Source organism: Microbacterium sp. 1.5R (assembly GCF_007667425.1).
Taxonomy (GTDB): Bacteria; Actinomycetota; Actinomycetes; order Actinomycetales; family Microbacteriaceae; genus Microbacterium.
The window spans coordinates 426,642-438,154 of record NZ_VDRC01000002.1; the positions used below are offsets into that span (position 1 = coordinate 426,642).

Sequence of the window (11,513 nt, forward strand, 5' to 3'; positions counted from 1 at the left end):
CGGGCCCATTCCTGTCTACCGTGCTCCGATGCGCTCGCGAGACGATGCGGTTCCACGGGGAGCGGGGGCCGAGCGAGGGCTCACGCTCGGAGTGTGCGGGATCGGCGGGAGGCTGCATCCCGCGCCCCGTTCCCTGGAGGACGCGCTCACGAAGGCGGACGCGCAGGCCGGCATCCGCCTGGCGTGGCGTATCGAGAGATTCGCGAAGGCGCCGATGGGAGCCTTCGTCTGGACGAGGGACGTCGACGGCCTGACCTACCTCGGCCGGATCGTCGGGGACTGGACGTATGACACCGATGACGCGGCCGATGCCGTGGACCTCGTGCACGTGCGCGCCTGCGACTGGCTCGCGGAACCCATCGCCGAGGACATGGTGCCGCCGGACGTTCAAGCCTCGTTCGGCCGAGGCGGACGCAACTGGCAGCGCATTCGCGCCACGAGCGTCACCGCACCGACGCGAGCGATCTGGGACGCCGCCGCGGGTCGTTGAGCGAGCCCGTCGCCTCGCCATGGGTCGTTGAGCGAGCGGAGCGAGACGAAACGCGCTGAGGATCCCTCGAGGCTCAGCGCCAGAGGACGGCGATCGCCGCGTTCGCCGCCGTCAGGATGCCGACCAGCCAGAACATCGCAGCGGGGACGCCGGCGCCGCGCTTCTGCCGAGCCGTGCCGATGCCGAGCAATGCGCCGATGGCGAGCAGCACTACGAGCTTCGTGCCGATCTTGGCGTAGTTCATCTCGACGCCGTCGGGAAGCCCCCACGGAGCCGCCAGAGCGAGCCCGGCGACGGCCGCGATCGTCATGCCGATGCTCATGAGGCGCGTGAACTCGCGCTTGCCGCCGAAGGCCTGCACCGCCCATGCTCCGAAGAGAACGGCGAAGCCGATCAGATGGACGAAGAGAACGATGTGGCGCAGGGTCTCCATGCCCCCACGGTAATGATCGCCGCCGACGCGCCGCCAGCAAGGTCCGCCTCACCTCAGCCGCGGAGCTCCGCGATCACGAGCGCCGTGCACGAGCACTGCACAGGTCGCTTCAGCCGCGGAGCTCCCCGCTCACGAGCGCCGTGCACGAGCACTGCACAGGTCGCTTCAGCCGCGGAGCTCCTTGATCACGAGCGCCGTGCGCAGCGCAGCATCCGCCGCCTCCGCACCCTTGTCCTCGTGCGAGCCCTCGAGGCCCGCGCGGTCGAGGCCCTGCCTCTCGTCGTCGAGCGTCAGCACCCCGAAGCCGACCGGCTTGCCGGCGTCGAGCGAGACCCGGGTGAGCCCGTCGGTCGTCGCCGCCGACACGTACTCGAAGTGCGGCGTGCCGCCGCGGATGATCACGCCGAGCGCCACCACGGCATCCGCCCCACCGGCGAACGCGGCCTGCGCCGCGACCGCGAGCTCGAACGATCCTGGCACCCGCACCACGCGGTACGAGGCACCGGATCCGTCGAGCACGCGCTGCGCCCCCGCGATCAGCCCGTCGGTGATGACGTCGTGCCACGTACCGGCGATCACGACGACGTCGAGCCCCGCTCCATCGATCTTCTCCGTGCGGGGTGCTGCTCCTGAGCCGCTCATGCGTCGTCCTTCTTCCCGTCGGCGAGAGCCTGGGCGAGCTCCGCCTCTCCGATGATGTGACCCATGCGGTCACGCTTGGTCTCGAGGTACTGGTGGTTGTTCGGCCCCACGCCCACGATGAGGGGCACCTGCTCGACGACATCGAGGCCGAGCGCCCGCAGCTGATTCACCTTGTCGGTGTTGTTCGTGAGCAGGCGCACCTTCGTCACGCCCAGGTCTGAGAGGATGCCGGCCGCTGCCGCATAGTCGCGGGCGTCAGCCGGCAGACCGAGCGCGAGGTTGGCGTCGACCGTGTCGAGGCCCTCCTCCTGCAGGCTGTAAGCCCGCAGCTTGTTGATGAGCCCGATGCCGCGACCCTCATGACCACGCATGTAGATGACGACGCCGCCCTCCTGCTCGATCGCGTCGAGCGCCGCGTCGAGCTGGGGTCCGCATTCGCACTTCAGCGATCCGAACGCCTCGCCGGTCAGGCACTCGGAGTGCACGCGGACGAGCGCGGTCTCGCCGACCTCGCCCGACACGACGGCGATGTGATCGGTGCCGGTGACGCGATCCTTGTACGCGAGGAACCGGAAGACGCCGTGCGTGGTCGGCACGGTCGCATCGGCGCGCAGGCTCACGCGGCGGCTGCCGGCACCTGGGGTTGCCCCGGCCGGATCCGTCTCGTTCAGGTGCGCGATGAGCTGCTCGATCGTGATGACAGGCACGCCGTCGCGCGCCCCGAGCTCCAACAGACCAGGAAGGCGCATCATGCTGCCGTCCTCGGCGACGACCTCGGCGATCGCACCCACGGGGTGCAGGCCCGCGAGCTTCATGAGCTCGACCGCTGCCTCCGTGTGGCCGTTGCGCTCGCGCACGCCGCCGTCGACCGCGCGCAGCGGCAGCACGTGGCCCGGACGGATGATGCTCGTGGCCGTCGATTCCGGGTTCGCCAGCACGTTGAGCGTGTGCGCCCGGTCGTGGGCGCTGATGCCCGTGGTCACACCTTCCGCGGCGTCCACGCTGACGGTGTACGCGGTCGAGCGGGCGTCCTCGCTGGCCGCGACCATCGGCGGCAGGTTCAGACTGTCTGCGAGATCGGCAGGCATCGGAGCGCAGATGAAGCCCGACGACCAGCGCACGGTCCAGGCGACCCACTCAGGAGTGGCGAGCTGCGCCGACAGCACGACGTCGCCCTCGTTCTCGCGGTTCTCGTCGTCGGCGACGAGGACGGGCCGCCCCGCGCGCAGTGCGTCGAGCGCTTCGGCGATGGTGGAAAGGCTCATCGCGAGCCTCCTTCCGCTGCGGCCCGGAACGCGAGCAGGCGCTCGACGTGCCGGGCGAGGATGTCGGTCTCGAGGTTGACGCGGTCGCCGACCGCGCGGGTGCCGAGGGTGGTGGCGGCGAGGGTCTCGGGGATGAGCGACACCTCGAACCAGGCGTCCTTCTCCGTGGCCGCGCTCACGGCGCTGACCGTGAGCGAGGTGCCGTCGACGGAGATCGAGCCCTTGTCGACCACCAGGGGAGCGAGGTCGGCGGGCAGTGAGATGCGCAGCACGCTCCATTCCTCGCCAGGGCGCACGTCGACGACGTCGCCGACTCCGTCGACGTGACCCTGCACGATGTGGCCACCGAGGCGGGCACCGACGGGCATGGCCTTCTCGATGTTGACGCGGGTGCCGACGGATGCCGTGCCCAGCGCCGCCACGTCGAGGGTCTGCTTCATCACGTCGGCGTCGAAGGACTCCGGCGTCGACCCCACGACTGTGAGGCACACGCCCGACACCGCGATGGACTCGCCGTGCACGGCATCAGCTGCCGCCCTCGGGGCGCGCACGGTGAGCCGCCACCCGTCGCCGGACGGCGCGATCGCAGTGATCTCGCCGATCTCCTCGATGATCCCGGTGAACATCAGCGTGCTCCTTCGTGCGAGATGTCTGATTCCTGCGCAGCGTCAGGTGCGGGCGCTGCGTTGGTCGCTCGCGGCGGTGCGCCGGCCGCCGGGTGGGCGATCGCGAGCAGATCGGCGCCGAGCGGCACCCATTCATCCACCGTCAGGCGACGTGCTTGGTCGATCGAGGCGACGCCGACGTCGGTGAGGGCTAGCCGATCGCCGCCGAGCAGCACCGGCGCGAGGTAGGCGAGCACCCGGTCGGCCAGCCCCGCGGCGACGAACGCGCTGGCCAGGGTGGGGCCGCCCTCGACGAAGACGGTCTGGATGCCGCGGCCGTGCAGGTCGGCGAGCACGGCGGGCAGGTCGTGGGTGTCGTAGGCGAGAGCAGCGTGCGGATGCCGGCGGATCGCCGCATCGGCGGGGATAGGACGTGAGCCGATCACGGCGGGGACAGGCTGCGTCGGGTACAGGTCGTCGCCGTCGCGGGCCGTCAGCGACGGGTCGTCGGCGAGCAGTGTTCCGGTGCCGACCACGATCGCGTCGGCGGCAGCCCGGCGTCGATGGACATCGGCCCGCGCCTCCGGTCCGGTGATCCACTGGCTGGACCCATCGGATGCCGCGGCGCGCCCGTCGAGGCTCTGCGCCCACTTCACGGTGACGTGCGGGCGACCGAGGCGTTGCGCCGTCAGCCAGCCGTCGATGATCCGGTGTGCGTGGTCGGCCTGCTCACCGGAGTCGACGCTCACTCCGGCGCCCCGCAGCCGTTCGGCTCCGCCGCCCGAGACAGCGCCGGGGTCGTCGAGCGCGTAGACCACACGGGCGACGCCGGCCTCGATCAGCGCGACGGCGCATGGCCCGGTGCGTCCGGTGTGGTTGCAGGGCTCGAGCGTGACGACGGCGGTCGCACCCGCCGCGGCGCCCGGGGCGAGCTTCGTCAGTGCGTCCACCTCGGCGTGCGGGGTGCCCGCGCCATGGTGCCAGCCCTCGGCGAGGACGTCTCCGTCTGGGGAGAGGATGACCGCGCCCACCTGCGGGTTCACGCCGCGCGGGCCGAAGGTCGCGAGCTCGAGCGCGCGGGTCATCGCCCGGCGTTCCGCCTCGTTCACTGCCATCCGTGGTCCTCCCTGGGCTCCGAGGGTCGCAGGGAAGGCGGTGGCGGAACGCGCATGCGGCGGCCCGCCGTGCTGCCTCCCTTCCGGACTAGCGAGGCCGGGCCTCGCATCACCGTCGGTCCCGGATTTCCACCGGATCGGCACCTCGACGAATCGAGACGCTCGCGGACTGTCACCGCCGGTTCGGATTCCCACCGACCCCGGAGCACGTTGATGTTCTGAGTGTACAAGCCGCGCGACGGGCCGGTTCATTCCCCGTAACACGAGGTGGGAAGCACGGTGGGCTGTTACTTCAGCAGGCGGGAGAGCCGCCGGTCGGCGAGGATCTTGCCGCCGGTCTGGCACGTGGGCTGTTACTTCAGCAGGCGCGAGAGCCGCCGGTCGGCGAGGATCTTGCGGCCGGTCTGACACGTGGGGCAGTACTCCATCGAACGATCGGCGAAGAACACGCTCCGCACGGTGTCGCCGCAGACGGGGCAGGTCTCACCTCGGCGGGCGTGCACCTGCATCCCTCGCCTCTTCGCGTCCTTGAGGTCGGCCGGCGGTTTGCCCGACGCCTGCGCCACGGCATCCGTCAACGTCGACTGCATCGCGGCGTACAAGCGGTCGACCTCGTCGTCGGTGAGCTTGTCGGCGATCGCATACGGCGACATCTTCGCGGCGTGCAGGATCTCGTCGGAGTACGCGTTGCCGATGCCGGCGATCACGCCCTGGTCGCGGAGGAGGCCCTTGATCTGCATCCGCCGTCCGTCGAGGACGCTGCCGAAGGCCCCGCGGGTGAAGTCCGGGTCGAGGGGATCGGGCCCCAGCCGCTCGATGCCGGGCACCTGCTCAGGGTCGCGCACGACGTAGACGGCGAGCGACTTCTTCGTCCCGGCTTCGGTGAGGTCGAAGCCGCTGTCGTCGTCGAACGCCACGCGCAGGGCGATCGGCGACCTGCCCGGCTTGATGAGGGTCGTCGGCAGCAGTTCGTACCAGCGCAGCCATCCGGCCTTCGCGAGGTGGAAGACCAGGTGCAGGTCGTCGCCCGCCGACAGCACGATGAACTTGCCGCGTCGCGCGGCCGCAGTGACCTCGGCGCCGTGCAACGCAGTGTTCGGCGGATCGTACGTCTTGAGCGCGGCGATCGCGCCTACGCTCGTGCGCGTGATCGTGCGACCCACAACGCGGTCGGCGAGGAAGGTCGTCAGGCCCTGGACTTCCGGCATCTCCGGCATGCGCCCAATCCTGCCACCCGCGTCCGACACGAGGCCAGGGGTGAGGCTCAGTCCAGGACGGGCCAGGCCACCGGGGTGCGGTCGTCATCCCGGAGCAGGCCCGCGATCCAGCTGTCCTCGCGCCGGTCGCCGCTCGCGAAGGCCCGTCGCAGGAGGCCCTCGTAACGGAAGCCGAGCGCGCGCGCGGTCTTCGCCGAGGCCACGTTGCCCGCGACCGCGCGCCATTCGATGCGCGCCAGACCGAGCTCTCGGAAACCCCAGTCCATGACGGCGGTCGCCGCCTCGGAGACGTAGCCCCGGCCCCGTGCCGCAGACGTGGCCCAGAACCCGAGTTCGGCGCGACCTCCCGCACGATGTGCGGCGATGTCGTGAAGACCGATCATCCCGACGAGGATGCCGTCGGCCCGGACCGCCCACACCGTCTCGCTCCCGTCAGCCCACCACTCGCTCACGAGACGGACGAACTCCTCGGCGTCCGAGCGTGAATACGGGCTCGGCACCGTCGTCCACTTCTGGATGTCCGGATCCTGGCAGGCCTCGGTGATCGCATCGATGTCGGAGGTGTCCGGCGCACGCAGCACGAGCCGTTCGGTGGTGAGGGTGACGGGTTCCATCCCGAAAGCCTACTGATCGCCGAGCGGCCCCTTGCTGCTGAGCGGCCCCGCTGTGGGCGGTCGCAAAGGGGAGGGTCGCACATAACAGGCGGCTCGGCGAAGGCGCTCAACGGACGCGAGCGCGTTCGCATGCGAGGGTTTCCGCCGCAGTGTCAGACGCCCCGGCTAGGCTTGTCCGGTGACTGTTCCGGGGATTCTGCGCGCCTTGGAAGAGGCGTCTCTGTACCGTGACGCCCTTCGCTGGGCGCAGACCGATGCCGACCTCGGACTCGTCGACGGGCTCGATGCGCCCGCCCTCGCGGGACTCCTCGGCAAGCGCCGCGCCGCCGGGCAGCCCGCGTCGCTGCTCGCCGTCGTGCCGACGGGCCGCCGCGCCGAGTCGTTGTCGCAGGCGCTCGCCGCCTACCTTCCCGAGGCAGAGGTCGTCACCTTCCCCGCCTGGGAGACCCTGCCGCACGAGCGGCTCAGCCCCAGCCCCGACACCGTCGGCCAGCGACTGCAGACCCTGCGCCGCATCGCGGACTGGTCGGGCGAGAAGCCGCTCGTCGTCGTGGCGTCGGTCCGTGCCGCCCTGCAGCCCATCGCCGGCAACCTCGGCGACATCGTGCCGCTCGAGCTTTCCGTCGGCACGCGGGGGTATGAACTCGACCACGTGGCGGAGCAGCTCGTCGAGCGTGCGTACTCCCGCGTCGACATGGTGTCGCGTCGCGGCGAGTTCGCGGTGCGCGGCGGCATCCTCGATGTCTTCCCTCCGACGTCCGAGCACCCGTTCCGTGTCGAGTTCTTCGGCGACGAGGTCGACCAGATCCGAGCGTTCTCGGTCGCCGACCAGCGGTCGCTGCCCGGCGACGTCGCGCTCGTCGACCTGCCGCCGAGTCGCGAGCTCCTGCTGACCCCGGACGTACGCGACCGTGCCCGAGCCCTGATCGGCGGCTTCCCCGCGATCGCCGGGATGCTCGAGAAGATGGCCGAAGGGATCCCCGTCGAGGGGATGGAGTCGCTGCTCCCCGCCGTCGCCGGTCCGCTGAAGTCGCTCGTCGAGTACCTCCCTGAAGGCAGCGCGACCGCAGTCGTCGACCCCGAGCGCTCCAGCGCCCGCGCGATCACCCTCGGCGAGACCAATCGCGAATTCCTCGATGCCGCGTGGAGCGCTGCGACGTCCGGAGCGTCCGCGCCCATCGACCTCGGGGCGGGCGACTTCCTCACGATCGCGCGGCTGCGCGAGGTCGTGCGCGACCGCGGCGGCGTGTGGTGGCGCCTCAGCCCCTTCGCGATGGGGGGAGAGGATGCCGAGACGATCGACGCCGCCGTCATCCCCTCGTTCCACGGCAACGTCGACGGCGCGATCTCGTTCGTCGACGCGAAGGTGTCGGACGGGTGGCGCGTCGTGGTGATCGCGACCGGCCCCGGTCTCGTCGACCGGGCGCGCGACGTACTGTCAGACCGTGGCATCGCCGCCCGCGTCGTCGAGGAGTTGAACGACCTGCCCGACGCCGGCGTCGCGACGCTCGTGATGGGATCCGTCGAGTCCGGCTTCCAGATCGCCGATGCCAAGCTCGCGGTGCTCACCGACAACGAGTTCTACGGCCGCACGATCGGCGGCGACCAGCGCGTGGTGAAGAAGCTCGCCTCGCGGCGCAAGAACGTCGTCGACCCGCTGCAGCTCAAGCAGGGCGACTTCGTCGTGCACAACACGCACGGCATCGGTCGCTTCGTCGAGATGACCAAGCGCGAGGTGTCGACGGGCGGACGCAACGCGACGAAGTCGACGCGCGACTACCTCGTGCTCGAATACGCGCCCTCGAAGCGCGGCTACCCGGGCGACAAGCTCTTCGTGCCGACCGATCAGCTCGACCTGCTGTCGAAGTACGTGGGCGGCGAGGCGCCGACCCTGTCGAAGATGGGCGGAAGCGACTGGGCGCAGGCGAAGGGCAAGGCGCGCAAGGCCGTCCGCGACATCGCCGTCGAGCTCGTCAAGCTGTACTCGGCCCGCATGAGCGCGAAGGGCCACGCCTTCGGGCCGGACACCCCGTGGCAGCGCGAGCTCGAAGAGGCGTTCCCCTTCGCCGAGACGAACGACCAGCTGCAGACCATCGACGAGATCAAGGCCGACATGGAGCGGCCCATCCCCATGGATCGCCTGCTCTCGGGCGACGTGGGGTTCGGCAAGACCGAGGTCGCAGTCCGCGCGGCGTTCAAGGCGATCCAGGACGGCAAGCAGGTCGCGATGCTCGTGCCGACGACCCTTCTCGTGAAGCAGCACCTCGAGACGTTCGCAGAGCGATTCGCCGGATTCCCGGTCAAGGTACGGCCGCTGTCGCGTTTCCAGACCGACAAAGAGGCACGGCTCACGCTGGCCGGACTCCTCGACGGCACCGTCGACATGGTCATCGGAACTCACCGCATCCTCACGGACCAGGTGCTGTTCAAAGACCTCGGTCTCATGATCATCGACGAGGAGCAGCGGTTCGGCGTCGAGCACAAGGATGCGCTGAAGAAGATGAAGACGAACGTCGACATCCTCGCGATGAGCGCCACCCCGATCCCGCGCACGCTCGAGATGGCCGTGACCGGCATCCGCGAGATGTCGACGCTGGCGACGCCGCCGGAGGACCGGCATCCGATCCTGTCGTTCGTCGGACCCCGCAGCGACAAGCAGATCGCCGCCGCCATCCGCCGCGAGATCCTGCGTGAGGGACAGGTGTTCTTCGTGCACAACCGCGTGCAGTCGATCCAGCGGGTCGCGGCGCAGCTCGCCGAGCTCGTGCCGGAGGCTCGCATCGCCGTCGCCCACGGACAGATGGGCGAGCACGCGCTCGAGCAGGTCGTCGACGACTTCTGGGAGCGCAAGTTCGATGTTCTCGTGTCGACGACGATCATCGAGACCGGTCTCGACATCTCGAACGCGAACACCATCATCATCGACAGGGCGGACAAGTACGGCCTCAGCCAGCTGCACCAGCTGCGCGGACGCGTCGGACGCGGACGCGAGCGCGCCTACGCGTACTTCCTCTACGACGAGATGAAGCCCCTCAGCGAGACCGCGGCCGACCGACTGCAGACGATCGCCGTGAACAACGACCTCGGCTCCGGCATGCAGGTGGCGTTGAAAGACCTGGAACTGCGCGGAGCGGGCAACATGCTCGGCGCCGAGCAGGCCGGACACATCGCCGGCGTCGGATTCGACCTGTACCTGCGCATGATCGGCGAGGCCGTCGCGACCTTCCGCGGCGACGAGGTCGAGAGCGGGCAGGAGCTGCGCCTCGAATTGCCGCTCGACGCCCGCATCCCGGAGTACTACATCGACAGCGAGCGCCTGCGACTCGAGGCCTACCAGAAGCTGTCCGCCGCCTCAGCCGCGACGGCGAAGGACGACGCGATCGACCTCGTCATCGATGAGCTCACCGACCGCTACGGCACCCCGCCGGAAGAGGTCGAGGGCCTGATCGCCGTCGCCCGCCTGCGGCGCCGCGCCGCGCGTGCCGGTCTCGCCGATGTCGTCGTGATGGGCTCGAACCTCCGCATCGCCCCCGCTCGACTCGAAGACTCGATCAAGGTGCGCCTGCAGCGGCTGTACCCCAAGGCCAAGCTCGTGGCGGGCGGCGAGGCGCTCGTCGTGCCCATGCCGACGATTCCGGCAGCGGTGGGCGTGGGACTCGACCCGCTGCCCGATGCCGAGCTGCTCGAGTGGGTCGGCCAACTGTTCACCTCGATCTTCCCGGAACCCGTCAAGGTCGAATGAGGATCCCGGGCGCCGCCGGGGAAACGGAGACGCCGCCGGGCCGTGCGGTGTGCCGCCGACGGGCACGCCGCACGGACGCGGACGCCCCTGCGTTCTCCCGCACTGGCGACAGACCGCGGGCAGCGGAGGTCAGAGCGAGAAGCCGCCGTCCGACGTGAGCACCTGGCCCACCACCCACGACCCGTCCGGTGTGCACAGCCAGCCGATCAGGTTCGCCGGGTCGGAGGGCCGCCCCACCCGCCCGAACGGCTGCGCGCTGATCCAGTCGGCCACACCCGTGAGGTCGCGGTCGGTCGTGTCCGGGTCGAGATATCCGGTGTTCACAGGTCCCGGGTTGACCGTAGTGAGCACGATGCCGACGTCGAGCAGCTCCCGCGCGACCGAACGGGTGATGCCCGCCAGGGCCGCCTTGCTCGTCGCATAGGAGATCTCGCCGATCATCGCACCGTGCCCCTGACCCGAGGTCATCCAGATCACATGCCCGGTCGGCGCCTCGAAGGGACCCAGATCCGTCACCCGGTCGCCGGGCCGCGCAGTGCGAGACCCCGCGTCCCCCAGTTCGCTCCGTCGCCGCCGCGCGAGACCTGCCGTCAGCAGCAGCGACGCGCGCGCGTTCGCCTGCCAGTGCGCGTCGAGCCGCTCCGGGGTCATATCGAAGATCGAGCCGTCGCCGCCGGTCAGGGCCTGGTTGCAGACGACGATGTCGAGTCTGCCGGTGAGTGCGGATGCCGCATCGAGCAGCGGCTCGATCGTCGACGGATCGCGCAGATCGGCGTGATGGTCGCTCATCACGGCGCCGGAAGTGAGAGCGCCGGAGATTCCCGCACGCACCGCATCGAGGTCGTCTCCGCCCCACGGTTGATCGACGTCGTGGGGGCGGTAGTGGTGGATCACGATATTCGCGCCGAGTGCGGCGAGTCGCGATGCCGTCCCGAAGCCGATGCCGCGCAGACGCGAGACGCCGGTCACGAGGGCGGTCTTGCCGCGTAGAGGGAGAGAGGAAGCGTGCATGGGGGTGCCTTTCGATCGGAGAGCCGAGGCGCGGAGACGCGGCCGGTCGGCAGGGGGAGGATCGAGTTCAGAGGCCAGCCATGGGCGCCAGCGTAGCAGTCGGCGGAGGGGGCGATGATGCCGGCTAGCGGGGCAGCTCTGCCCCGTCAACGGGGTGACACGGGGCTGCTGACGGCGCACACTGGTCATATGTGGGCACTGCTGATCATCCTCCTCGTCGTCTGGGCGGGCCTCGCGGTCTTCGGATTCGTCATCAAGGGGCTCTTGTGGCTGGCGGTCCTGGGCATCGTGCTGTTCCTCGCGACGCTCGTGATCGGGATGCTGCGCCGCACCGCCGCGACCAAGAAATAGCACTCTCGGTGCGGACGTCGTCGGCGCT

11 protein-coding genes are annotated in these 11,513 nt (G+C 70.1%); 3 read left to right on the plus strand and 8 right to left on the minus strand.

Translation table 11 applies throughout. From position 1 onward, the window contains the following. Positions 1-28: 28 nt before the first annotated feature. Positions 29-490, plus strand: coding sequence for a GAF domain-containing protein (locus FSY98_RS12950; RefSeq protein WP_144877078.1), 462 nt, complete (start codon positions 29-31; stop codon positions 488-490). 73 nt (positions 491-563) lie between these two features. On the opposite strand, the gene FSY98_RS12955 is transcribed toward FSY98_RS12950, so the two are convergent. The 7 genes from FSY98_RS12955 to FSY98_RS12985 form a co-directional block, all read right to left on the minus strand. Beyond that, a complete protein-coding gene (locus tag FSY98_RS12955; protein WP_144877079.1) occupies positions 564-923 on the minus strand; it encodes a Fe-S protein in 360 nt (119 codons plus the stop codon). Between the two features lie 165 nt (positions 924-1,088). Further along, a complete protein-coding gene (gene ribH, locus FSY98_RS12960; RefSeq protein WP_144877080.1) occupies positions 1,089-1,565 on the minus strand; it encodes a 6,7-dimethyl-8-ribityllumazine synthase in 477 nt (158 codons plus the stop codon). Beyond that, on the minus strand, positions 1,562-2,830 hold the full coding sequence (gene ribA / locus FSY98_RS12965) for a GTP cyclohydrolase II (protein ID WP_144877081.1): 1,269 nt from the start codon (positions 2,828-2,830) through the stop codon (positions 1,562-1,564). The genes ribH and ribA overlap by 4 nt, the downstream gene beginning before the upstream one ends. Next, complete coding sequence (locus FSY98_RS12970) at positions 2,827-3,456, minus strand: riboflavin synthase (RefSeq protein WP_144877082.1); 630 nt, start codon at positions 3,454-3,456, stop codon at positions 2,827-2,829. The genes ribA and FSY98_RS12970 overlap by 4 nt, the downstream gene beginning before the upstream one ends. Further along, entirely contained in the window at positions 3,456-4,550 is a 1,095-nt protein-coding gene (gene ribD / locus FSY98_RS12975; protein ID WP_144877083.1) for a bifunctional diaminohydroxyphosphoribosylaminopyrimidine deaminase/5-amino-6-(5-phosphoribosylamino)uracil reductase RibD, read from the minus strand. Before ribD ends, FSY98_RS12970 begins: the two co-directional genes overlap by 1 nt. A 353-nt stretch (positions 4,551-4,903) precedes the next feature. Further along, positions 4,904-5,767: an Fpg/Nei family DNA glycosylase gene (locus FSY98_RS12980; protein WP_144877084.1), complete on the minus strand. Its 864-nt coding sequence runs from the start codon at positions 5,765-5,767 to the stop codon at positions 4,904-4,906. Between the two features lie 47 nt (positions 5,768-5,814). Beyond that, positions 5,815-6,381, minus strand: coding sequence for a GNAT family N-acetyltransferase (locus tag FSY98_RS12985; RefSeq protein WP_144877085.1), 567 nt, complete (start codon positions 6,379-6,381; stop codon positions 5,815-5,817). A 178-nt stretch (positions 6,382-6,559) separates the two neighbouring features. Here FSY98_RS12985 and mfd point away from each other — a divergent pair, with 178 nt between their 5' ends. Beyond that, complete coding sequence (gene mfd, locus FSY98_RS12990) at positions 6,560-10,123, plus strand: transcription-repair coupling factor (RefSeq protein ID WP_144877086.1); 3,564 nt, start codon at positions 6,560-6,562, stop codon at positions 10,121-10,123. Positions 10,124-10,252: 129 nt separating this feature from the next. Here mfd and FSY98_RS12995 read toward each other — a convergent pair whose 3' ends face one another. Then, complete coding sequence (locus FSY98_RS12995; RefSeq protein ID WP_144877087.1) at positions 10,253-11,134, minus strand: SDR family oxidoreductase; 882 nt, start codon at positions 11,132-11,134, stop codon at positions 10,253-10,255. Positions 11,135-11,323: 189 nt separating this feature from the next. Here FSY98_RS12995 and FSY98_RS16775 point away from each other — a divergent pair, with 189 nt between their 5' ends. Then, entirely contained in the window at positions 11,324-11,485 is a 162-nt protein-coding gene (locus FSY98_RS16775; protein ID WP_186307682.1) for a hypothetical protein, read from the plus strand. The last annotated feature ends 28 nt before the right edge of the window (positions 11,486-11,513 follow it).